The organism is Neptuniibacter sp. QD48_11 (assembly GCF_047778095.1).
GTDB lineage: Bacteria > Pseudomonadota > Gammaproteobacteria > Pseudomonadales > Balneatricaceae > Neptuniibacter.
Window position 1 is genome coordinate 527,218 of sequence record NZ_CP180551.1, and the last position, 22,948, is coordinate 550,165.

Below are 22,948 nucleotides of genomic sequence, written 5' to 3' on the forward strand. Positions count from 1 at the left end.
TCAGCCATGGACAATCAGTCAGACACAAAACATCCACAAGATTCTTCTAGTTCGCTAGAAACGTCGCAAAGTACATCTGTTACATTGGATGCCTATTCGCAACAATCCGACAGTTTTTATCAGGATTGGTTGGATTCTCAGTGTTCCCTAATTGATGGGGCACAATCTGCTTTAGTTCTAGCGCCATTAGATGAAGATGATAATACCTACCACCCTATGGCTCTCTGGCCTCAGGATTCAGGAGTACTATCGGATCTGCATGGATTAGCAGAAGAGATTATTACTAATCGTTCAGCACTCGTAACCGCTTTACCTGCTAGCGTTCCTGGGCATGAGGTTTTTGCGATTGGCTATCCAATTATTTTGGATGATGAACTGATTGCAGTGGCGACCGTTGCTGTCGCCGTATCATCAGAGCAGCAACTAAAACGTGCGATGCAGCTTTTGGAGCTTGGCGGCTCGGCTTTAGAAGTTTTGAAACTACGCCTAGAAAAGCTACAACGCTCAACCAAAGGCGATAGTTTAGAAAGAAGTATCGATTTCTTAGCCAGTGTTCAATCCGAACCTGATTACGCTAGTTCCGCAATGCGTTTGGTAACAGAGCTAGCTGTAATGCTGAACTGCGATCGTGTGTCTCTAGGTAACTATCAAAAAGGCCACTCTAAGGTTTTACACCTATCCCATAGCACTCAATTTGGTAAGCGGATGAACCTAATTCGCTGTATTGAAGAGGTGATGGATGAGGCGATAGACCAGCAGCAGTCAGTGGTATATCCAAACCCTGATTTAGAAAGCAGTTCGGTTGTGATTGCCCATTCAAAACTTTCGCAGCAGCAGGGGGATGCAGTTGTACTCAGTGTACCTCTATATGTGGCTAACAATATTGTTGGCGCGCTGACCTTTGAAAGAAATCCCGATATTCCATTTACCGCGCAGGAAGTGGCTCTGTGCGAGAGTATTGCTGCGTTGGTGATTCCTGCTCTAGAGGACAAGCGCTTGAATGATAGAGCGCTGTTACTGAAAGTTTGGGACTCTGGAAAAACTCAATTTTCCAGGCTGTTTGGTGCAGGTTACTTAGGCCGTAAGTTACTCTTTATTCTAAGTGCAGTTTTGATCATTTTTTTCTCTGTTGCTCAAGGTAGTTACCGCTTGTCAGCAGATGCAAAGTTGGATAGCTATATTCAGCGTGTTATCGCAGCGCCTTATGATGGTTATATCCACTCAGCCGTTCATCGAGCAGGCGATGTGGTTAAGAAAGACCAGATGTTAGTACAGCTGGATGATCGAGACTTACATCTTGAGCGCCTTAAATGGCTAAGTGAAGAAGCCAAGCTTAATCGACAGTATCAAGAGGCGTTAGCGTTCCACGATCGCGCTAAGCTCAATATTATTAACGCGCAGCAAACTCAGATTAAAGCCCAGTTAGACCTGGTAAATAGTCAATTAGAGCGTGCAAAGCTCCTGTCACCATTTGATGGTCTGATTGTCAGTGGCGACCTCAGTCAGAGGTTAGGTGGGGCTGTTCAGAAAGGTGAAGTGCTTTTTGAAGTGTCGCCTCTGCACTTTTACCGTATTAATCTTTTGGTGAAAGAGAGTCGAATTGCTGATGTCCTGATCGGCCAAGATGGCACATTGCACCTATCTGCTTTACCTGAAACGCCATTTGAATTTGTAGTGACGAAGATTACGCCCCTAACTGAAGCCAAAGATGGAGCGACGTTCTTTGTGGTAGAGGCGTCATTACAAGGTGAATCTCTGCAGTTGCAACCCGGTATGGAAGGTGTGGGTAAAATCTACATCGATGAGCGTAACTTGTTATCAATTTGGACGCGAGAGATGCAGGAATGGATGCGTCTTAAAGTTTGGTCTTGGTGGGGCTAGCGGGAGGCATAGTGTCCGTTTCTCTGTTTAGTGCCTCATGGTACCGCGTAGCCGAACTTAAGATCCGTATGCGAAAGCATGCGGATATTCATCGGCATCAGTACCGAGGTAAAACGTGGTATGTGCTTCAAGACCATGTGACGGGTCAATTCCAACGGTTCTCTCCTGAGGCTTACCAAATCATCGGTTTGATGGATGGCCGTAGAACACTGCAACAGATCTGGGATGTGGCGTGTAAACGCTTAGGCGATGGCATGCCTACTCAGGATGAAGTCATTCAGTTGGTGGCGCAGCTAAATCGCGCGAATGTTATCCAATCAGATATTCTGCCAGATATTGAAGAGCTACAAGTTCGAAGACGAGAACAAGCGCAGAAGAAAATTATTCAGCAACTAAAATCCCCATTGAGTGTCCGTATTCCCATGATGGACCCAGAGGGGTTCTTGTCCTCGACCATGTGGTTAGTTCGGCCATTTTATTCCTGGTTTGGTTTATTTCTTTGGGCTGCGATCGTGTTGTTTGGATTAACGCTCTCGATTGTCCATTGGGGGGCGCTAACCGAGAATATTAGTGACCGAGTCTTAGCCGTCGAAAACCTTTTGCTGATTGCCTTGGTATATCCCTTTGTAAAAGTAATTCATGAACTTGGCCACGCCTACGCTGTGAAGCGTTGGGGGGGCGAAGTACATGAAGTAGGGGTGATGCTACTGGTGCTGTTTCCCGTACCTTATGTAGATGCCAGTGCGGCGACGGCATTTAGGAATAAATATCAGCGTATGCTGGTGGGCGCGATCGGTATTATGGTCGAGTTGATGGTTGCTGCAATCGCGATGATGGTATGGGTTTTGGCCGAACCGGGTATCGTTCGAGCGGTCGCGTTTAATACCATGCTGATCGGCGGATTTTCTACTTTGCTCTTTAACGGTAATCCACTGCTTCGATTTGATGCTTACTACGTGCTTGCTGATTTTTTGGAAATACCTAATTTAGCGTCTAGAGGTAATAGTCAGGTAGCTTATCTAACTAAAAAGTACCTATATGGCGTCAAGAAACTCACTGCGCCTGCTAACTCAACCAGTGAAGGGGCTTGGCTAGCTTGCTATGCTTCTGCCGCATATATTTACCGATTGTTTGTTATGGTTGCGATTGCCTTGTTTGTCGCAACGCAATACTTTGTGATTGGTAGTCTTCTCGCGTTTTGGTCAATTTGGGCAACCCTCCTTATGCCAGTACTTAAGACAATTACTAAACCTGCAACGGATCCTGAACTAAGAAGTAAGAAGGGACGAGTGCTTACCATTTCTGCGCTGATTATCGCTACGGTGGTGGCGTTGATAGGCTTTTTACCTGTGCCATATAAAACTCAGACCGAAGGTGTTTTATGGGTACCGCAGGATGCTTATGTGCGCTCGCAAGTTTCAGGCTTTGTCGAATCTTTAGAGGTGCCTTCAGGCAAGCCTGTGGTCGAAGGGAAGTTGTTACTTAAGCTCTCAGCACCTGATCTCGAAGCCAAAGTAAACGTGCTTAAAGCCCAGATAGCTGAAGCTGAAATTAGACTCGAAGCGAGCCTAAGAGATCGCGCGGCCAGTGAAATTTTACGAGAAGAATTGCGTTTTATTCAGCGTGAATATCAAAGGGCGCTAGAACGGCTTAAAGGTGTGAATCTCTATAGCTCTGCTTCCGGCGAATTTGTTGTCCCTGATGCTCATCGAATTCTGGGACGCTATGTCCACCGTGGTGAATTGATTGGATACGTCGTAGATTATAATCAGTTGTCCTTAGTCGCGATGGTTTCTGAGGATGAGATAGATCAGGTGCGCACCCAGAACCGTTCAGTTGAGCTACGATTCGCCTCTAATCCAAATGAAACCTATAAAGGTGAAATTGTTCGAGCACTGCCTGCTACAACTCAGCAACTGCCGAGTAAGGTGTTAAGTACTGATGGTGGTGGACGAATTGCACCTGACCCGAAAAGTGAAGATGGTTTGAAGAGTTTCCGTAGCCATTTTCGAATCGACTTATCTGTTATTGATGCGCCAAAGAATCGTTATGATGAGCGCGTCTATGTACTGATAGAGCATGATCCTGAGCCTCTGATCTATCGTTGGTATCGTGCGGTAAGGCGTGTGTTCTTGAGGCAGTTTGATGTATAAACGGCCTCAGCGACTGCCGCAAACCGTTTTAGAGCGTCCTCAGCTTTTTATCCACAAGCAGGATCGGATGGAGCGCTGGTCACATAGCCTATCTGCTTATCTAAATCGTCCGTTCCGAGCGTCCCTTAAGGCTTATAAGCGTTTTTTGCCGTCCATCCATAAAGAAGCTCGAAAGCTTGAAGTCCTATCCGATGAGCAATTAGATAATCATATCACTGAGATTAGGCAGGCTTTGTTTAAACAGGGCATAACGTCTGCACTAATGGTTAAAAGCTTTGCTTTGGTGCGTGAGGTTGCGGGTAGAACCCTGGGGATGAAACATTTTGATAGCCAGTTACTGGGTGGCTTGGCGATGTTTCACGGCAATATTGCAGAGATGCAAACGGGGGAGGGTAAGACCCTAACCGCCACACTTTCTGCAGCTACAGCGGCTTTTGCTGGAGTGCCTGTCCATGTAGTGACTGTAAACGATTATCTTACTGCTCGTGATGCTGAGGAAATGACGCCAGTTTATACCCGATTGGGTCTTGATGTTGGTGTTATTGTCCATGGTCTTTCTCCCATGGAGAGGCGTGATATCTATGCTAAAGATGTCGTTTACTGTACCAACAAAGAGTTGGTGTTCGATTATCTAAAAGACTGCATCGTTCTAGAGGGCAAGCAGCATAAGCTGAATTTGCATGCCGAGCGTTTAAAGGGTAATCAACAGATGCTCGATGGCTTAATGCTTCGTGGGCTCCATTTCGCTATTGTCGATGAGGCAGACAGTGTTTTATTAGATGAAGCTAGAACGCCGCTGATTATTTCAGGCCCTGAGATTGAGCAAGAGGAGCAGCAAGAGGTCTATCAGCAAGCGATGGCAATCGCTTCTGAACTAGCGCTAGATAAGCATTACGAGGTCAACCTCAGAGAGCGACGTGTTGCTTTTACAGATGAAGGCGAAATGCATGTACTGCAGTTAACCGATGGACTGGGGCCTTTTTGGGTAGGGCGAGTACGTTGCCTTGAATTAGTTTTTCAGGCACTCACGGCACTGCATCTGTTTATTCGTGATAAACATTATCTCGTTAAAGAAGGCAAAATTCTTATTGTTGATGAGCATACTGGCCGAGTAATGGAAGATCGAAGTTGGGAACGAGGGTTGCACCAACTGATCGAAATTAAAGAGGACTGTGAACTCAGTAACCCTCGGGAGACGCTAGCACGCATCAGTTTTCAGAACTTCTTCCGTTTTTATCATCATCTCGGTGGTATGACTGGTACTGCAAAAGAGGTGGCCTCAGAGTTATGGCAAGTTTATGGCTTGCCTGTGGTGTTTATCCCAACCAATAAACCAAGCCGTAGAAAGAAACTCGGGGCAAATGTCTACATAGACGAGAGTGATAAGTGGCACAAGGTTGCCGAACAGATCAAAGTTCTGCATAAAGCACAGCGCCCCTCACTGGTTGGAACGCACTCCGTCGCTGCTTCGGAATTACTAAGCCAAAATCTGCAAGCGATGGATGTGCAGCATCAGTTATTAAATGCTAAACAAGATCAGTTAGAAGCCGAAATAGTTGCGAATGCGGGTGAACCAGGTTGTGTTACTATTGCGACCAATATGGCTGGGCGCGGTACCGATATAAAGCTAAATGATGAAGTCGAGTCAGCGGGTGGGCTACATGTGATTTTAACCGAGTTACATGAAGCGTCACGAATCGACCGGCAGTTAGAAGGTCGCTGTGCGCGTCAGGGCGATCAGGGGAGCTTTGAAGTTATCTTGTCTTTGGATGACTCGATATTGTCTGAGCAGTTCTCTAATTATTTAAAGCGCGCCTTTAAATGGCCGCTTCCAAAAGGGTTTAAAAACTGGCTGCTGTTGAAATTAATGCGCAGGGCCCAAAAGCAACTCGAGGCAGATCATGCGCGTATGCGTGCCGATTTGTTAAAGCAAGACGAACGTCAGCGCGAAATATTGTCTTTTACTAGCAGCAAAGTTTAGGTTGTTTGATATGAAATACATTTCTCCACTATTGGTTCTACTTCTCGGTGTTTCGCCGTTGGTCAGTGCGGTTGAACATAATCAATTAAGCGATGGCCAATTGAGCTGTCTGTTAGAGCCGAGTAAAGAGATTGAGCTGAGTAGTGAAGTATCAGGTGTTATTAGCGAATTGAGTTTAGGTCGTGGCGATAAAGTTAAAAAAGACCAAGTCGTCATGAAACTTAACTCTCGTCTAGAGCGAGCTGCTTTAGCGACAGCCCGAGCACGCGTAGATTTTGCTAAGCGTAAAGTTAAACGTAATGAGGTCTTGTATAAAAAAGGCCTGCTGTCTGATCATGAACGAGATGAGATGCTTACAGAGCAGCGTTTGGCCGAGCTTACAGCTAGCGAATCTTATGTACGTTTATCTCTACGCCAAACGAAAAGCCCAATCAATGGCGTTGTGGTTGAACGGTTACTCGAACCAGGTGAACTTGTTGATGATCAGCCATTCTTAAAAATTGTCTCGCTTGATCCTCTTCACGCAGAAGTGATTATGCGTTCGCAATATTATGGTCAGATCAAGAAAGACATGCCTATCACTTTGTATGCTGAAGGGCGCCCAGAACAGGCTTATGAAGGTAAAGTGAATCGAGTGGATCCTCTTATTGATGCTGCAAGTAGTACGTTTGCTATCAGTGTGGAAATCCCGAATAAAGATCAATTACTGCCTGCCGGTTTGAAATGTAGAGTTGAGTTTAGCCCAGCCCAGTCTGCTTCTGAGTGATAATGAATAGGCCCTGTAATCTGGCTTTGTTATAATCGCCAGCAATTAAAGATTCCTTTGGAACCCTTTCGATGAAAGAGATTATTTTGCTCAATATTTCCGGTGAAGATAAGCCGGGAGTGACTTCAGCGATCACAAATATTTTGGCGGAATTCGAGATCAATATTTTGGATATTGGTCAGGCGGTGATCCACGATACCTTGTCTTTAGGTATCTTGATTGAAGTGCCTAAATCGGCCGAGTCTTCACCATTGCTAAGAGATATTCTTTTTAAAGCGCACGAGTTGAACATGAATATCCGCTTCCAGCCTGTGGAAGAAGAGAACTATGAACAGTGGGTTGAAGGGCAAGGTAAATCTCGTCATATCATTACGCTACTGTCTCGTAAATTGAGCTCTAAACATATCGCGCGCGTGACCGAAATCGCAGCGAACCATGGGCTTAACATCGATAATATCAACCGTCTCTCAGGCCGTATAAGTTTGGATGAAACCTCTGACCAGACCAAAGCATGCGTGGAGTTTTCTGTGCGTGGTGCGCCTGCTGATGCTGAGAAACTAAAGGCTGAATTCCTCAATGCTGCTAGTGATCTCGATGTAGATATCGCTTTCCAAGAAGATAACATCTATCGCCGTAATCGCCGTTTAGTAGTATTTGATATGGACTCTACGCTGATTGAAGCGGAAGTGATTGATGAGCTTGCTAAAGAAGCAGGTGTGGGTGATCAGGTATCAGAGATCACTGAAGCGGCTATGCGTGGTGAGATCGACTTTAACGAAAGCTTTAAGCGTAGAATGGCTCTACTAAAAGGCTTAGATGTTTCAGTGCTGGATCAAATTGCTGAACGCCTACCGATGACTGAAGGTGCGGAAGAGTTAGTGTCTAACTTGAAAGCGCTTGGTTTTAAAACGGCTATCTTATCGGGCGGTTTTAACTATTTTGCTTCTCATCTGCAAAAGAAACTTGGCTTTGACTATGTCTATGCCAACGAACTTGATATCGATGCTGATGGCAAAGTGACAGGTGAAGTTAAAGGCACAGTGGTTAATGGTGAGCGTAAAGCAGAACTGTTACGCGAGATTGCTGAAAAAGAAGGTGTGAGCTTAGAACAGACGATTGCCGTTGGTGATGGCGCTAATGACCTACCTATGCTTTCGATTGCTGGATTAGGCATCGCATTCCGCGCTAAACCATTGGTTCGTGAAAGTGCGAAACAGGCTATTTCTACCTTGGGTCTTGACGGAATTTTGTATCTGATAGGTTTTAGAGATCGAGATACAGTGAAATAGCAAAATAAAAAAGCCGCTGTTTAGCGGCTTTTTTATTATTCGGCAAAGAAGTCGTAATCCATCTTTTCTCTAGGAGGTTGCAGATAGTAGCCTTGTACATAGTCGATACCTGCTTTCCAGAGATTGGCCATCGTCTTTGTGTTTTCTACTAGGGGGGCAATGGATATTTTATCCAAGCTTCTGAGTTGTTGTACTACACTGCAAAACTCTTCATCTTGCACAGAGTCGGATCCTAAATCTTGGATGTATGAACCATCCATTTTGATAAAATCTGAGTGGATCATCGATAAAACGTGTTGGGAATTTGGAACGCTGCCAAAGTGTTTTATACAGATACGGCTGTGCATACTTGTAAGCTTATCTATGAAGTTTTGCGCTTGTTTAGGGGCTATTATGGATATGTCAGATTCACTTATTTGGAATACAAGCCTTTCTGCAGGAATGTTATTTTTCCGGAGTTTAGCTGCTAGCCAAGTTAAGAGCTCTTGATCACCTAAAGTGTGAGCGGATAAATTGATGAAAATAACATTCTTATGCTCTTGGTCTAATGTAGTCTTTAGCTGCTGAATGCTTTGCTCAATCACCCAGCGATCGACTTTGATAGCAGTTTCGGAATTGCTTACAGCGCTCATAAAATCATTAGGAGATAGTTCATCTTTATTGTCATTTACTAGACGAAGCAAGGCTTCATAATGATGATGGATTTTATCTTCTGCCGTTAGATTAACGATTGGTTGGAAAAGAAGCTTAAATTGATTGTTGTCCACAGCTTTTCGTAATTGATCAAATTCCTCTTCTGCCTGTTCTGATAGTGCGGCTTCAGGGATATAAACTGTTACTCCGTTACCTTGTGGAGTGACTTCACGTAATGTGAAAATAGCCGCCTTAGCACGATTGATCAGTTCTATCGGAGGAGGAGTGCTATCGGTAATTGCTACTAAGCCAATAGAACAGGTCGATTGAACATCAATCCCAGTTATATGGGAATGAACATTAGCTACCTTTTTGCGAAGTTGATTAGCAAATTTCTCAGCTGTTTTTATATTTGAGTCATTAAAGATGATACTGAAAGCGTTTTCTGCAGGGTGCGTTAGAATATGAGCTTTATTGACAGTTTTACTTAGTAAGGTAGATATATCTCGAATAAGTTGGTCACTACCTTCATGACCAAACTTATTCTTGATCTGATCTAGCTGGTCTAGTTCTATATAGATGAGACAGCGATCATTGCCTCCGCGAAGAGCTTTTTGGGTAATTTGTTCTAGCTGTCTATATAGGTATTCTTTGTTGAATAAACCGGAAACAAAATCTAAGTCTTCACTGAGAAGGTGTTGGTTGCTGCTTTCGTCTACATGAAATAGAGCACGTGTAATTATGGAGCCGTTATAGTCTGAGCGAGAAAATTCCATATTGGCGATGAATTCTGAATGATCAGTACGTTGAGCTGTGAACTGAAGAATAAGATCGCCGCTGGTCGTTTCTTCAAGCGAATTAAGTTGTTCGGTTATTTCGGTCCGATCATCAAGTGTAAAGAAATCAGTTAAAGGTTTGTTAATGACTTTATTCTTAGAATCCAATCCAAAATGCTCAAGGAAGCTATCATTGCAATAGATGATTTTGTGATGGTCACAGCATGCAATTGGATTACGTGAGCTGTCCATTAACTGTTGTGAGCGTTTTTCTGCTTCGGCTAAAGCAGCTTCAACTCTTCGTAATCGTCTACGATAATCGAGCTGGTCAAGCTCTCGACGAATGTTAATTAAGACAAGTTCTTTCTCATCTAGAGGAACAACGGCTTGAATATGGTTTTTAAGGCCTTGTAGTAATAGTTGACTGTCTGAACTTGGAATTATCTGGATAACAGGGATATCTTTGTCTAAGCGCTTTAAATGGCTGACAGCAAGCTTTGAAGTGAATTCACCTCTGTCTATAGTGCAAAGAATAAGATCCCATGAGCGCTCACCAAGAGCTTCTAAGAACTCTTGCTCAGTGCTGACCTGCCTACCGCGAGGTGAAATACGTGATGTTCTTAGAAGCGTGATTAGAGGAGCAGTTTCTTCGGTGCTTAGGCCAAGGAATAAAAGCTGAATATTTTTTCTCAGGCGTTGTTTACGAGTCTGCTGCCCAGTACCGTATTTTTCTAAAAGGGCGTTTCCGTCAATATCAATAACTTCAGACATGCCTGACCTGTCTCCTGCTAGCTAAATCCTTATAGACAGAGAATATATGAATTCAATTGAATATATAACTTAAAAAATTGCATTAATGAGGTGTTGCTTGATATCCAAGCAACGTTCGTTACTGTTGAATGTTAATTATAGAAGATAAAAGTGATCAGAATGAAGGCGAGACTAATTTTGAGCTTAGCTAAAATGAATGCTCAGCTTTAATCAAGGAAATCCAAAAGGTATGGATAATGCTCTGAAAAGGATGTCGTAAGGATAGCTCGATCAATACCCAAAAGGGGATTGTTTGTACTATGGAGAAATAAGAAAGTGGCTGGGGTAGGAGGATTCGAACCTCCGCATGACGAGATCAAAACCCGTTGCCTTACCGCTTGGCGATACCCCAACTAAGATTTGAGCACACTTTCTTTTTAGAGCATGGTGGCAATAGCGGGACTCGAACCTGCGACCCTCGCATTATGAATGCGATGCTCTAACCAACTGAGCTATATTGCCACTCAGATTAACTCGGAGAGTTAAGCTCAATAGTGGCTGGGGTAGGAGGATTCGAACCTCCGCATGACGAGATCAAAACCCGTTGCCTTACCGCTTGGCGATACCCCAGCATAGACTGAAACATGGTGGCAATAGCGGGACTCGAACCTGCGACCCTCGCATTATGAATGCGATGCTCTAACCAACTGAGCTATATTGCCACGTCTCAGAGGCGCGCATTATTCTACTTTCGGGCGGGGGTGTCAATAGATTACTGCATGAAATTTCAGGAATTTTTGAATAAAAAAAACCGGCTATAAAAGCCGGTTTTTTTTTGTACAGTTGTCTGCTTAAACGTTGAAGCGGAAATGTACTACATCGCCGTCTTGAACGATGTAATCTTTACCTTCAAGTCTCCAACGGCCAGCGTCTTTAGCGCCGTTTTCACCATTATGCTCAACAAAATCATCGTAGCTTACAACTTCAGCACGGATGAAGCCTTTCTCAAAGTCAGTGTGGATAACACCGGCTGCTTGAGGGGCTGTTGCGCCGACTTTAACTGTCCAAGCACGCACTTCCTGCACGCCAGCAGTAAAGTATGTTTGTAGGCCAAGTAATTCGTAACCTGCGCGGATAACGCGGTCTAAGCCAGGCTCTTCCATACCTAAATCAGCTAGGAATTCATCACGCTCTTCATCATCTAGTTCAGAGATCTCAGCTTCTAGCTTGTTGCATACCACTACTACACCGGCATTTTCCGATGCGGCTAGCTCTTTCACTGTATCTAGGTGAGCGTTGTCTTCAAAACCATCTTCATCAACGTTGGCAATGTACATGGTTGGTTTCACGGTAAGAAGGTGGAAGCCTTTAACGATTTTCATCTCATCTTCATCAAGACCTAAACCACGAACTGGTTTGCCTTCTTCTAGATGAGGGATAACTCTCTCTAGCATTGCTTTTTGAGCTACGGCTTCTTTATCGCCACCTTTTGCAAGCTTTTGGATACGCTGAAGCTGTTTTTCACAGGATTCTAAATCAGCAAGTGCTAGCTCAAGGTTGATTGTTTCGATATCAGATAGCGGATCAATCTTGTTGGCAACGTGGATTACGTTTTCATCTTCGAAGCAACGAACTACATGCGCAATTGCGTCTGTTTCGCGGATGTTTGCCAAGAATTTATTACCAAGGCCTTCACCTTTAGAAGCGCCTGCAACAAGACCAGCAATATCTACGAACTCCATCGCTGTTGGAATTGTGCGTTCTGGATTAACAATCGCTGTAAGTTTGTCTAAACGCGGGTCAGGCATAGATACTGTGCCTGCATTCGGCTCAATGGTGCAGAATGGAAAGTTCTCTGCCGCAATGCCGTTTTTTGTTAGCGCATTGAAAAGAGTCGATTTACCTACGTTAGGTAGGCCTACAATACCGCATTTAAAACCCATGATTGAATCCTGTGAGTAATCTAGCTAGCTGAAAAACTGTGTAACTGGTTCATCGCTTTGTTCCAGTCACCGGCAATAGCAAGCTCCAAATAACGTTCAGCTTCATCGATAGCTGCCATTGTGGCATCACGTTCTTTAGCTGGAGCTTTTTTCAGAACAAAACCGCTTACTTGGCTGCTGTGGCCTGGGTGGCCAATGCCAAGACGTAAACGGTAGAAATTTTTGTTGTTACCTAGTTTGCTGATGATGTCGCGCAAACCATTATGACCACCATGACCGCCACCTTGCTTGAATTTCGCAATACCTGGTGGAATATCGAGCTCATCATGAGCGACTAAGATCGCTTCGGGTGGTATCTTGTAGAAGCTTGCCAGTGCTGCAACAGCCTGGCCGCTCAGATTCATAAATGTGGTAGGAACCAAAAGATGAATAACTTGGTTTCCAATCTGAGCTTTAGAGTAGAGCCCGTGGTACTTCTTTTCGGGCTTTAGGGGAGCGAGATGTCGAGCAGCAAGCTGCTCGACAAACTCAGCACCAGCATTGTGACGAGTTTGTGCGTATTTATCACCCGGGTTGCCGAGTCCGACAATAAGCTGGATCTTGTCTTTCATGCCAGTGCTATTTAGCTAAATTAGCTAGCTTTCGCGCCACGAGGAGCGTAAACGTAACCGATACCCTGGTCGTGATCTTCACCGCGACGTAGAGAAACGATTTCAACACCTTCTGGAAGAGTGATGTCAGATAGGTGAAGAACCTGGTCTGAAGCACAAGCAGAAAGGTCAACAACTAGAGTTTCTGGCAAGTTTGCTGGTAGGCAAAGAATCTCAACAGTGTTTTTCTCTGCTGCGAACTTGCAAGCTGCTTTAGATGCTGGAGACTTCTCGAAGTTAGCAAATTCAACAGGAACAGTGATCTTGATCTTGTTGGATTTAGTAATGCGCTGGAAGTCAGCGTGCAGTACTACAGGCTTAGCTGGGTGACGCTGTAGATCTTTGATGATTACTTGCTCTTCTTTACCGTCCAAAGACAGAGTAAGGATAGAAGAGAAGAAAGTCTGATCTTCGATCATTTTAACTAGTTCGTTGTTAGGAACAGAGATAGAAGCAGGCTTCTTACGCTTGTCACCACCGAAAACGATACCAGGAACTAGACCTTCGCGACGTAGGCGGCGGCTCGCACCTTTCCCTTCGTCAGCACGTGCTACTGCATTAACTACAAAGTTAGACATTTTTAATACCTTTAAATAAATAAGCTGCAAAACCTTGCGACCAGGCTTTGCAGCAATCACCCGAGGGTGGAAAAACTTACTCGTTATTGAGTAAGTTGCTTTACCAGCGAGTTGTCCTTAACGGAACATCGCGCTGATGGATTCTTCATTGCAAACACGGCGCACAGCTTCAGCTAGAAGCGGAGCAAGTGTTAGCTGACGAATTTTGTCGCACTTAGATGCGGATTCAGACAGTGGAATCGTATCTGTAACAACAAATTCATCTAGATCAGAATTAGTGATGTTGCTTACTGCAGGGCCAGAAAGTACGGCGTGAGTCGCGTAAGCTACAACGCGTGCTGCACCGTTATCTTTAAGTGCTTTAGCTGCTTTACAAAGCGTACCGGCAGTATCACACATGTCATCAACCAATACGCAAGTACGGCCTTCAACATCACCAATGATATTCATAACTTGAGATTCGTTAGCACGCTCACGACGCTTGTCGATGATTGCTAGGTCGCAATCAAGTTGCTTAGCAACTGCGCGGGCACGAACTACACCACCAACGTCTGGAGAAACAACTAAGATGTTGTCGTATTCCTGATCAACGATGTCGTCGAGTAGAACAGGTGAACCGTAAACGTTATCTACAGGTACAGAGAAGAAGCCCTGAATCTGGTCAGCGTGTAGGTCAACTGTCAGTACGCGGTCGATGCCGATAGCATCCATCATATCTGCAACTACTTTTGCAGTGATAGGTACACGAGCAGAACGTGGACGTCGATCCTGACGTGCATAGCCGAAGTAAGGTACAACAGCTGTGATACGTGAAGCAGAAGCGCGACGAAGAGCGTCGGCTAGTACAATCAGCTCCATCAAGTTGTCGTTAGTTGGCGCGCAAGTAGACTGGATAATAAATACGTCTTTACCACGTACGTTTTCCTGAATCTCAACGCTTACTTCGCCATCACTAAAACGACCAACATTCGCTTTACCCATAGGAATATCTAGGCGATCAACTACTTTTCTCGCCAGATCAGGGTTAGCGTTGCCGGTGAAGACCATCATCTTGGACACGGCGTGCACCTTTTCGATTGTAATTTGTTCGGAATCTGTAGATCGGGAACCGTTCATAGGCATTTGGCTGGGGTAGGAGGATTCGAACCTCCGCATACTGGAATCAGAATCCAGTGCCTTACCGCTTGGCGATACCCCAACATTATTCCTCTTGGAGGACCGGCCTCCCGTTGAAAGAGGCGCAGATTATCCAAGACTCGTGGTTAAAAGTCAAACTAAAGCAGGGGGAGGGGCTACTAGTATTCAGAGCGTAATTGCGGGCTTTCTGTGATGGCTACGCGAGAATGAAATTAATGTTGGGGTGATTCCCGCTGACTATAGTTTTATCCACGTTTTAATCACAATGGTGACTTTCAAATCACGGTACTGCAGACGCATTTTAGTAGGTAGGGCAGGTGTTTGTTGGTTATAGCGAAGATACTCAATTTTCCAATCTTGTTGGGTTAATCGTGCAAGTCTTTCATCGACGATTGTTTGGTCGTATTGCGAGTGAGGCGAAGGTAGCCCCCTGATCCACCAAAAAATATCACTGACAGGCAGTGCCCAGCCCCACTGTTGATGGAGGATTTGTTCCGGATTTGTACCGGTAAAGGTTCCTTCGCCGGCAATATCAACGGTAACTTCTTGTGGGTTGCCCGCAATAGATGCGCCACCTTGCCCCCAAGGCCCGCGGATATCTATCTGATAATCAGAACCTTCTTGTAGCCATTTTAAACTGGCTGATTGGCTGTCCTCAGGTGTACGGATGCCTATCTTGCCGCTAGCTTCCCAATCAGAGATGTCTTTAAGCAGACTTTGCCGAGTTTCCCAAGAAATATCGCTAGGTGCTGGTAGCTGAGTTTTTTGTAAGCTACAACCGGCTAAGAATAGGCACAGCAACGCTCCAAGGTACTTTTTTAACATCTACTTTTATTACTCTGCGTTAATTAGCTGTGCTGCTTCTTCTAAGAAGGGGTCGCCCGGATTATCTTTTTGGCTTCTTTGTAGCAGTGAACGAGCTTTCTCTTTTTGATCTATTGCCCAATACACCTGAATTAGGTGGCTAGAGACTTCAGGGTCGGAATATAAAGCATGAGCCTTTTCTAAATAAGTCACGGCTTCATGATTTCTACCCAATTTAAATAAAGCCCAACCCATTGAATCCAAAATAGCAGGGTCTTCTGGCTCTGTGGTTAGCGCTGCTTGGATTAGCTTGTAGGCTTCTTCATAACGCTCAGTATGTAGAAGCAGGGTGTAGCCTAAAGCATTCTGCACTGTAGCGTTGCCAGGCTCTAATTCTAATACTCTGCGTAGATCTTTTTCTGCCTGCGGGAAATCGGTTGATTCCACCATCATTGCACGGGTGTATAGCAGTGCGGTGTTATCAACAAACAGTACTAGCGCATCTTCTAATACAGTTAAGGCTTCCTCTTTCAAATTATGGAGGTTTAGCCATTCTGCCTCTAATGTATAAATTGAAGCTGCTTGGTTGGGCATGCTGGCTCTGGCATCAGATAAAATCTGCTGTAGACGAGGTTTGTCTTCCACATCTTTAAGAAGCGAGCTTACTCGAGATAGGGATTGCAGAACGTTAGAGCCATTTTTTACAGAGCTGTAATGTTCAATCGCTTGATCACGCATCTCTTCCGACTGAGCAATGTGGCCCAAATAAAAATGCGGTGAAGTGTCCTCAGGTTTCAGTTCAAGTAATCGCAAAAAGGCTGCTTTAGCGTCCTGGGGGGCTTCATTCTCTAGCATCAACAGGGCTAAGTAGTAGGTTAACTGATGATCTTTTAAATTGTTTTTTAGCAGCTCTTTAGCCTGAGAAACCGCTTGTTTAGATTGCTTATTTTGGAATAACAGCTGTGTGTAAAGGATATGCAACTGACGGTTATTTGGCTGTTGTTCAAAAGCAGAGCGGATAAGCTTAAGTGCATCGTAGACTTTGTTTTGAGAGCGCAGCAGTTCAGCTTTTTGTATCAACGCTTCTGGATTCTCGGGGTCAATCCTAAGGGCGCGATTAAACGAGGTGAGTGAAGCCTGCTCGTTGTTATTGGCTCGATGCAACAGTGCTAGAGTCAGCTCCAGATCAGAGCGTGGATCGGCAGATTGACGATGCTTATTTAGCATCGTGATGTAGCCGGATAAGACTTGGGGATCAATACGTTCTACTTGCCCACGAATCAAAGCCAAGGTGCGTAATGGATCGAACTCTAAGGCCTTCTCAACCAAAGGCAGTGCCTCGGTGTATTTGCCTTTATGTAGAAGCATATTCGCTTCTATTTGATAAGGCTCTGGATTAGACGGAGCAATTTCGCGCCAAAGTTGGGACGCCTGAATGACTTTGTCAGGGTTTCTTAGGTATTGAGCAATTCGTGTGGCGCGTTCTGCAACGCCAGAGTCCTGACTTTTCTCAGCTTGTTTGAGGTAGTTCTCCAGGGCTACTGGGAAGAGCCTGCGCTGCCCTGCAATCTCGGCAAGTAATAAATCGTAAAGAGATTCTTGGTTGAACTCGCCATCTACGTAATTAACTGGCTCGGAGGTAACTTCTTGTGTCTGTTTCGTTGGGGTGCTTTGACAGCCTTGTAATAAGGCGAAGACACAAGTTAAAACGATAAGTGATTTATTCATGTATACAGCCGTAATAGCCCCGACATCCCTGAATGATTTGGTCACTATAGTTGAATAACCTGTGGCTTGTCAGCTACCGACCAAAGGTTTTAAAGAGAATAAGTTAACGATTTTTAGATTGTTACTCATACATGCTGACTTTGACCTTAATTTAAAGAGTTAGACCTAAGGTTCTTTATTTTTGTTCGATTTATGTGGATTTTGTCCAAAGATTTGTAATTAATCCGCTGTTTTTTGATCGAAGTTGCCTAAATTGTGGTGCTGCCTTTTAACCTTTGTCGCAAAGCGTTGTATCATAGCGCGCTGATTTAGATCAGCTTCAGTTGATTTGTAGTGCCGTCTATATGACGGTAGATTTTTTGGTATGGCGGATCGCATGGCGTTACTTGCATTAGGCATCAATCACAAAACGGCTTCGGTAGAGGTTCGCGAACGCGTGGCGTTTGCCCCCGAGCTGCTTGCTGAAGCGATGAATGGTGCTGCCGAATTTGCTGATCTGAAAGAGATTGCCATCCTATCGACCTGTAACCGTACAGAGCTGTATTGCTCTTCTGCCATAGAAGGGTCGAGAGCCCTGTTGGAATGGCTAGGCAAATACCACGATTTAGATCCTGATGAACTGCAGCAATGTTCCTATGCTTTCTGGGGTGAAGATGCCGCGCGTCATATGATGCGTGTTGCGAGCGGTTTGGACTCCTTAGTATTGGGAGAGCCGCAGATACTTGGTCAACTGAAGTCGGCATATAGCCTTTCTCAAGAAAATGGCCATGTAGGTGCCGAGCTGGGACGCTTATTCCAGCAGACGTTTTCTGTGGCTAAGCAGGTGCGTACTGATACGGCGATTGGTGAAAACCCAGTATCAGTTGCTTATGCAGCAGTAAGCCTTGCTCAGCATATCTTCTCGGATATGCGCGAAAGCAAAGCGTTACTGATTGGCGCAGGTGAAACCATAGAGTTGGTAGCGCGCCATTTAGCGAATGCTGGCGTTAAAGATATCACGGTGGCTAACCGTACCCTTAATCGTGCTTTGGCATTGGCTGATGAATTTGATGGTAAAGCGATCTTGTTGGGTGATATTCCAAATGCGCTGGCCGAGGCCGATATAGTGATTGCTTCTACTGCCAGCCAGTTGCCTATTCTAGGTAAAGGTGCAGTTGAGTCCGCGCTTAAGCAACGTAAGCACCGCCCTATCTTTATGGTTGATATAGCCGTTCCGCGTGACATAGAGGCGCAAGTTGCGGAACTGGATGATGTTTATTTGTATACGGTCGATGACCTTAAAGAGGTTATCGAAGAGAACCAACGTAGCCGTGAAGATGCTGCTAGGCAAGCAGAAGAAATTATAGAGACTGGCGCGCATGAATTTATGCGTCAGTTGCGTTCACTGGAAGCGGTTGATGTATTAACGGCTTTCCGTGGTCAGGCAGAAAGTTTGCGTGATCAAGAATTAGGCCGAGCGTTAAAACAGCTGGAGAATGGTAAACCAGCTGAAGAAGTGTTAACCATGTTAGCGCGTAGCCTGACGAATAAAATGCTGCACCATCCTACAATTCAAATGCGTAAAGCAAGCGCTGAAGGGCGCAGTGAATTACTGGACTTGGTGCAAGAGCTTCACCAGTTAGGTGAACATGCTAAGAATGAGAAATAATGAAAGAATCTATTCTAAGTAAGCTAGAAAAGCTTAGCGATCGATACGAAGAGCTTGCTGCTCTAATGTCTGATCCAGAAATTATCTCAGATCAGGATAAGTTTCGTGATTATTCCAAGGAATATTCCGAATTAGAGCCTGTGGTACAGGCATTTGCAGCTTTTAATCAAGCGCAGGATGATCTTGAAGAAGCCGAGATGATGATGGCTGACAGTGATCCTGATATGCGAGAGATGGCAAAAGAGGAATACCCTGCCGTTAAAGAGCGTATCGAAAACCTTGAAGCTGAACTGCAGATTCTTTTATTACCTAAAGATCCAAATGATTCTCGCAACGTCTTCTTGGAAGTACGTGCCGGAACCGGTGGAGATGAAGCAGCTATTTTCGCCGGTGATCTTTTCCGTATGTACTCTCGTTTCGCGGAAGTACAGGGTTGGCGTGTAGAGGTTATCAGCGTTAACGAAGGTGACCATGGCGGCTATAAAGAGGTTATCTCTCGTATCGTTGGGACGGATGTGTATTCGAAGCTGAAATTCGAATCCGGTGCACACCGTGTACAACGTGTTCCTGAAACCGAGTCTCAAGGCCGTGTTCATACGTCTGCTTGTACCGTTGCAATTATGGCAGAGATGGATGAGTCCGCTGAGATCGAGATCAATAAAGCTGATCTACGTGTTGATACCTTCCGTGCATCAGGTGCTGGTGGTCAGCACGTCAATAAAACTGATTCGGCTATTCGTTTGACCCACATTCCTACAGGTGTAGTAGTTGAGTGTCAGGAAGAGCGTTCGCAGCATAAGAACCGTGCTAAGGCGATGTCACTTCTAGCATCTCGTTTACAGGCTGCAGAAGACGAACGACAGGCAGCCGAAATGGCAAGTACGCGTAAAAGTCTAGTGGGTAGTGGTGACCGCTCTGAACGAATCCGTACCTATAATTATCCACAAGGTCGAGTAACGGATCACCGTATCAACCTAACGCTATATAAGCTGCAGGAGATTATTGGTGGTGAGCTGCAACACGTTGTTGAGCCGCTCTTAAATGAGCACCAAGCAGAACAGCTTGGGGCGCTCTCCGAAGAAAGTTAATCAAAGGGCCTGTATGGCCCTTTTTGATATGTATTAAATCTCTATGCAGATTAAGCAAGCGGTAAAACTAAGTAATCAACTCGGTGGTGTCAGTGAGTCGGCTCAATTAGATGTTGAGTTGATGCTATGTCATCTGCTCGATAAGCCGGGCAGCTACCTGTTTACTTGGCCTGAAAAAGAGTTAGACCCAAAAATTGTCGATCAATTGACAGTGATGATTGATCGGCGTCTCAAAGGTGAGCCTGTTGCGCATATTATCGGTATGCGAGGTTTTTGGGATTTTGACTTGGAAGTGTCCCCTCATACCTTGATTCCTCGTCCCGATACCGAAGTGGTGGTCGAAAAGGCTTTGCAGTTATGCACCAAAAAACAAGCGCGCATTACTGATTTGGGCACGGGAACAGGTGCAATTGCTTTAGCCTTGGCTTATGAAAATCCAGAATGGACTGTGGTTGCATCAGACTTTGTGCCGGAGGCGGCACAATTGGCCGAGCGTAATCGAGCCCGTTTGCAGCTTGAAAACGTAGAAGTCATACAAGGAAGCTGGTTTGAGCCTCACCATGGCCATTACGATATGATCGTCAGTAATCCTCCTTATATCGATCCGAAAGACCCGCATCTAGAGCAAGGTGATGTGAGGTTTGAGCCGCTCTCAGCGCTCACGGCTGAAGATCATGGAATGGCAGATATCAAACATATATGTGAACAGGCTCGAAGTTACCTTGTTCCAGGTGGTCATCTGTTGTTTGAACATGGTTATGACCAAGGTCCTGTTTGCCGCGCCTTGCTGGACAGTTTAGGGTATACAGAAATTGGTACTCAGCGCGATTATGGCGATAATGAGCGAGTAACCTTTGCATTATGGCCAGGTAACACCTGCGCTTAAGGAGAAAACAATGCTGAGTGATGAGCAGCTATTACGCTACAGCCGCCAAATTATGTTGCCTGATGTCGATATCAATGGGCAGGAGATCTGGTTAAATTCGACAGTTTTGATCATAGGTCTAGGTGGTTTGGGCAGTCCTGTCGCTATGTACCTAGCTGCGGCAGGTATAGGTGAGCTTATCCTAGTGGATGATGACGAGGTCGAGCTTTCCAATCTACAGCGTCAGATTGCTCATAACACTAAGCGTATTGGAGCGCCTAAAGTGGATTCGGCTCGAAATACCATTGCCGGTCTTAATCCGGATACTCGAGTTAAAGCATTGTATGAGCGTTTAGACGATGAGGCTTTGCAGCGTTTAGTCGCAACCGTTGACCTTGTGGTTGATTGTACTGATAACTTTAGTACTCGGTTTTCGATTAACCGTGCCTGCTTTATGCACAAGAAACCATTGGTTTCCGGTGCGGCTATCCGTATGGAAGGTCAGGTGGCGGTTTACGATCCGCTTAATCCTGAATCACCTTGCTATCAATGCCTCTACAAAGAGGGAAGTGATGAAGCGCTTACTTGCTCTGAGTCCGGTGTTTTATCGCCTCTCGTCGGTATTATCGGATCGGTTCAAGCATTAGAAGCATTAAAAGTTTTGGCTTCGGTTGGCGAGAACTTGGCAGGCCGTTTACTGCTTTTAGATGCCAAAACCATGGATTGGCGCACCCTTAAATTGCGCAAAGACCCAGAGTGTAGTGTTTGCAAAGGCATGCATGCCGAAGGTGATAGTCATGACTGACGATCAGTTATCTATCGATGTTTTAGAAAGTGTCCGGACTATCGCGCTAGTAGGTGCAAGTAACAAGCCTGAGCGCGCAAGTTTTCGTGTGATGGCTTTCTTGAAAACTTGCGATTATGACGTTATCCCGGTCAACCCTGCACTTGAGGGTGAAACTCTGCACGGTGAGCAGGTTGTGGCCTCTTTAGCTGATATCGATAAGAAGATTGATATGGTCGATGTGTTTCGCCGCAGCGATCAGGCTGGAGAGGTTATCGACGAAGCCATTCAAATCGGAGCTAAGGCGGTTTGGTTACAGTTAGGGGTTTATAGCCCAGACGCACAGAAACGCGCTGAAGTTGCAGGTCTTAAGGTTGTGGTAAATCGCTGCCCTAAGATCGATATACCTGACCTATCAATTAAAACTCCCTCAAGTTTTAACGTCTAGCCCGAATTAGGAAGAATGGCGTTTCTAACTGAATGGTTTCAATCTCAATGTTGTTAAAACCATTACTTTTCAATAACTCGATATAAGCATTGGGTTCACGGAAAGAGCGATTGAACAACAACATAGGCAAGAGGCCATAAGGTACTGGATCACTTAGATCTAATGGTCCTCTTTCACATATCAGTATTTCACCCCGATCATTTAATGTGCTTGCTGCTTGTCGGATAAATTGTGCACAGGCTTCTATTGGCCAGTCATGCAAAATAGATTTGAACGTCACCAGATCTTGTTGCTGCGGTAGTTTATCCACAAGAGCGTCTGCTGCTTTAAAATCGATTCGATCTGCTTCTTGTTCACTCTTAATGTGTCTTTTACCTACTTCACACACCACAGGAAGATCGATAATAGTCGAATTGAGTGCTGGATTGGTTTTGCATAATTGCAGTGCAAATTCTCCACTGTTTCCTCCGATATCCAAATGATTTTTTATATGACTCAGATCGGCGTGTTTAGCAATTACACGGCCTTCGTAGCGGGTTAAGCAGGTGGTGAAGCGCATCCAGCGACGGGTTGCAGTAATGTTTTCTGGCGTGACCTCAAAACAGCGATTGTAAGCGAACAATTCAAATACCTTAGCTTGCTGAATAAAACGAGGCATGTCCTCAAGGAACAGTGTGTAGTGCTCCAAAAGGTCAGGTGCTAATAGATTTGCAAACTCCAATTTGGAAAGTAGCAGATCTTGGAAGGGGAGTGTTTGGCTGAAATCCGTCGTCAGTTGCCATTGAAGATTGTCGTCCTGCTCAATTACATTGGCTGCTTTTAATTGTTGGAGCAGCATACCCAGGGCTGTCACTTTAGGGTGGCTTTGTTGCAAAGCATCTTCAGAACGAGGTTGGTCTGATAGGATTTTGATCAGGCCTAGTTGTAAAGCCGTTAACAGTGCTTGGGCTGTGACAAAATCTTGAATAAATGCCTCGATGCAAAGGTAGGCTTTCCAGTCCTGTTGTTCAGCTGTTGAATCATCTAAGCAAAGAGGTTGCATTGTT

General features: G+C 45.0%; 18 protein-coding genes and 5 tRNA genes. 10 read left to right on the forward strand and 13 right to left on the reverse strand.

Annotated features, from left to right (window positions below; all coding sequences use genetic code 11):
- Positions 1–6 precede the first annotated feature (6 nt).
- From ACMXYU_RS02260 to serB, 5 genes are all read left to right on the forward strand, one after another.
- On the forward strand, positions 7–1,881 hold the full coding sequence (locus ACMXYU_RS02260) for an efflux RND transporter periplasmic adaptor subunit (RefSeq protein WP_415900007.1): 1,875 nt from the start codon (positions 7–9) through the stop codon (positions 1,879–1,881).
- A gap of 11 nt (positions 1,882–1,892) precedes the next feature.
- On the forward strand, positions 1,893–4,034 hold the full coding sequence (locus ACMXYU_RS02265; RefSeq protein WP_415900009.1) for an efflux RND transporter periplasmic adaptor subunit: 2,142 nt from the start codon (positions 1,893–1,895) through the stop codon (positions 4,032–4,034).
- Entirely contained in the window at positions 4,027–6,015 is a 1,989-nt protein-coding gene (locus ACMXYU_RS02270) for a preprotein translocase subunit SecA (protein WP_415900010.1), read from the forward strand. Before ACMXYU_RS02265 ends, ACMXYU_RS02270 begins: the two co-directional genes overlap by 8 nt.
- A 10-nt stretch (positions 6,016–6,025) precedes the next feature.
- Positions 6,026–6,781 (forward strand): efflux RND transporter periplasmic adaptor subunit, encoded by a 756-nt coding sequence (locus ACMXYU_RS02275; RefSeq protein ID WP_415900011.1) that lies wholly within the window; start codon positions 6,026–6,028, stop codon positions 6,779–6,781.
- 71 nt (positions 6,782–6,852) lie between these two features.
- Entirely contained in the window at positions 6,853–8,070 is a 1,218-nt protein-coding gene (gene serB, locus ACMXYU_RS02280) for a phosphoserine phosphatase SerB (RefSeq protein ID WP_415900012.1), read from the forward strand.
- A 35-nt stretch (positions 8,071–8,105) separates the two neighbouring features.
- Here serB and ACMXYU_RS02285 read toward each other — a convergent pair whose 3' ends face one another.
- From ACMXYU_RS02285 to ACMXYU_RS02340, 12 genes are all read right to left on the reverse strand, one after another.
- On the reverse strand, positions 8,106–10,250 hold the full coding sequence (locus ACMXYU_RS02285) for an EAL domain-containing protein (RefSeq protein WP_415900013.1): 2,145 nt from the start codon (positions 10,248–10,250) through the stop codon (positions 8,106–8,108).
- A 316-nt stretch (positions 10,251–10,566) separates the two neighbouring features.
- Positions 10,567–10,641, reverse strand: a tRNA-Gln gene (locus ACMXYU_RS02290).
- 33 nt (positions 10,642–10,674) lie between these two features.
- A tRNA-Met gene (locus tag ACMXYU_RS02295) sits at positions 10,675–10,751 on the reverse strand.
- Between the two features lie 33 nt (positions 10,752–10,784).
- A tRNA-Gln gene (locus ACMXYU_RS02300) sits at positions 10,785–10,859 on the reverse strand.
- Positions 10,860–10,874: 15 nt separating this feature from the next.
- Positions 10,875–10,951 (reverse strand) — tRNA-Met (locus ACMXYU_RS02305).
- A gap of 129 nt (positions 10,952–11,080) precedes the next feature.
- Entirely contained in the window at positions 11,081–12,172 is a 1,092-nt protein-coding gene (gene ychF, locus ACMXYU_RS02310) for a redox-regulated ATPase YchF (RefSeq protein ID WP_415900014.1), read from the reverse strand.
- A 20-nt stretch (positions 12,173–12,192) separates the two neighbouring features.
- Complete coding sequence (pth, locus tag ACMXYU_RS02315; protein WP_415883373.1) at positions 12,193–12,783, reverse strand: aminoacyl-tRNA hydrolase; 591 nt, start codon at positions 12,781–12,783, stop codon at positions 12,193–12,195.
- A 20-nt stretch (positions 12,784–12,803) separates the two neighbouring features.
- Complete coding sequence (locus ACMXYU_RS02320) at positions 12,804–13,400, reverse strand: 50S ribosomal protein L25/general stress protein Ctc (RefSeq protein WP_415900016.1); 597 nt, start codon at positions 13,398–13,400, stop codon at positions 12,804–12,806.
- Positions 13,401–13,517: 117 nt separating this feature from the next.
- Positions 13,518–14,459 (reverse strand): ribose-phosphate pyrophosphokinase, encoded by a 942-nt coding sequence (locus ACMXYU_RS02325; RefSeq protein WP_415883375.1) that lies wholly within the window; start codon positions 14,457–14,459, stop codon positions 13,518–13,520.
- Between the two features lie 64 nt (positions 14,460–14,523).
- Positions 14,524–14,598: transfer RNA gene (locus tag ACMXYU_RS02330), tRNA-Gln, on the reverse strand.
- A 176-nt stretch (positions 14,599–14,774) separates the two neighbouring features.
- Entirely contained in the window at positions 14,775–15,362 is a 588-nt protein-coding gene (lolB, locus tag ACMXYU_RS02335; protein WP_415900017.1) for a lipoprotein insertase outer membrane protein LolB, read from the reverse strand.
- Between the two features lie 9 nt (positions 15,363–15,371).
- The gene (locus tag ACMXYU_RS02340) at positions 15,372–17,069 is read right to left on the reverse strand and encodes a tetratricopeptide repeat protein (RefSeq protein WP_415900018.1); all 1,698 of its coding nucleotides are present in this window, start codon (positions 17,067–17,069) and stop codon (positions 15,372–15,374) included.
- 376 nt (positions 17,070–17,445) lie between these two features.
- Between ACMXYU_RS02340 and hemA the strand changes: the two genes are divergently transcribed.
- The 5 genes from hemA to ACMXYU_RS02365 are packed head-to-tail and all read left to right on the forward strand — an operon-like array spanning position 17,446 to position 21,902.
- Complete coding sequence (gene hemA / locus ACMXYU_RS02345; protein WP_415883378.1) at positions 17,446–18,717, forward strand: glutamyl-tRNA reductase; 1,272 nt, start codon at positions 17,446–17,448, stop codon at positions 18,715–18,717.
- Positions 18,717–19,805, forward strand: coding sequence for a peptide chain release factor 1 (prfA, locus tag ACMXYU_RS02350; protein ID WP_415883379.1), 1,089 nt, complete (start codon positions 18,717–18,719; stop codon positions 19,803–19,805). Before hemA ends, prfA begins: the two co-directional genes overlap by 1 nt.
- A gap of 43 nt (positions 19,806–19,848) precedes the next feature.
- Positions 19,849–20,691, forward strand: a complete 843-nt coding sequence (gene prmC, locus ACMXYU_RS02355) for a peptide chain release factor N(5)-glutamine methyltransferase (RefSeq protein ID WP_415900019.1) — start codon at positions 19,849–19,851, stop codon at positions 20,689–20,691.
- Between the two features lie 10 nt (positions 20,692–20,701).
- Positions 20,702–21,475, forward strand: coding sequence for a molybdopterin-synthase adenylyltransferase MoeB (locus ACMXYU_RS02360; protein ID WP_415900020.1), 774 nt, complete (start codon positions 20,702–20,704; stop codon positions 21,473–21,475).
- Positions 21,468–21,902 (forward strand): CoA-binding protein, encoded by a 435-nt coding sequence (locus ACMXYU_RS02365; protein ID WP_415900022.1) that lies wholly within the window; start codon positions 21,468–21,470, stop codon positions 21,900–21,902. Before ACMXYU_RS02360 ends, ACMXYU_RS02365 begins: the two co-directional genes overlap by 8 nt.
- On the opposite strand, the gene ACMXYU_RS02370 is transcribed toward ACMXYU_RS02365, so the two are convergent.
- Positions 21,892–22,944 (reverse strand): methyltransferase, encoded by a 1,053-nt coding sequence (locus ACMXYU_RS02370; RefSeq protein WP_415900023.1) that lies wholly within the window; start codon positions 22,942–22,944, stop codon positions 21,892–21,894. The two genes, ACMXYU_RS02365 and ACMXYU_RS02370, sit on opposite strands and share 11 nt — an antisense overlap.
- Positions 22,945–22,948 lie beyond the last annotated feature (4 nt).

Excerpts from the sequence above, each read along its gene's own strand:
- prfA (WP_415883379.1), top strand. The coding sequence starts at position 18,717 with ATGAAAGAATCTATTCTAAGTAAGCTAGAAAAGCTTAGCGATCGATAC.
- lolB (WP_415900017.1), bottom strand. The coding sequence starts at position 15,362 with ATGTTAAAAAAGTACCTTGGAGCGTTGCTGTGCCTATTCTTAGCCGGT.
- ACMXYU_RS02285 (WP_415900013.1), bottom strand. The coding sequence starts at position 10,250 with ATGTCTGAAGTTATTGATATTGACGGAAACGCCCTTTTAGAAAAATAC.
- hemA (WP_415883378.1), top strand. The coding sequence starts at position 17,446 with ATGGCGTTACTTGCATTAGGCATCAATCACAAAACGGCTTCGGTAGAG.
- ACMXYU_RS02340 (WP_415900018.1), bottom strand. The coding sequence starts at position 17,069 with ATGAATAAATCACTTATCGTTTTAACTTGTGTCTTCGCCTTATTACAA.
- serB (WP_415900012.1), top strand. The coding sequence starts at position 6,853 with ATGAAAGAGATTATTTTGCTCAATATTTCCGGTGAAGATAAGCCGGGA.
- ACMXYU_RS02260 (WP_415900007.1), top strand. The coding sequence starts at position 7 with ATGGACAATCAGTCAGACACAAAACATCCACAAGATTCTTCTAGTTCG.
- ychF (WP_415900014.1), bottom strand. The coding sequence starts at position 12,172 with ATGGGTTTTAAATGCGGTATTGTAGGCCTACCTAACGTAGGTAAATCG.
- ACMXYU_RS02320 (WP_415900016.1), bottom strand. The coding sequence starts at position 13,400 with ATGTCTAACTTTGTAGTTAATGCAGTAGCACGTGCTGACGAAGGGAAA.
- ACMXYU_RS02370 (WP_415900023.1), bottom strand. The coding sequence starts at position 22,944 with ATGCAACCTCTTTGCTTAGATGATTCAACAGCTGAACAACAGGACTGG.
- ACMXYU_RS02360 (WP_415900020.1), top strand. The coding sequence starts at position 20,702 with ATGCTGAGTGATGAGCAGCTATTACGCTACAGCCGCCAAATTATGTTG.
- pth (WP_415883373.1), bottom strand. The coding sequence starts at position 12,783 with ATGAAAGACAAGATCCAGCTTATTGTCGGACTCGGCAACCCGGGTGAT.
- ACMXYU_RS02365 (WP_415900022.1), top strand. The coding sequence starts at position 21,468 with ATGACTGACGATCAGTTATCTATCGATGTTTTAGAAAGTGTCCGGACT.
- prmC (WP_415900019.1), top strand. The coding sequence starts at position 19,849 with ATGCAGATTAAGCAAGCGGTAAAACTAAGTAATCAACTCGGTGGTGTC.
- ACMXYU_RS02270 (WP_415900010.1), top strand. The coding sequence starts at position 4,027 with ATGTATAAACGGCCTCAGCGACTGCCGCAAACCGTTTTAGAGCGTCCT.
- ACMXYU_RS02275 (WP_415900011.1), top strand. The coding sequence starts at position 6,026 with ATGAAATACATTTCTCCACTATTGGTTCTACTTCTCGGTGTTTCGCCG.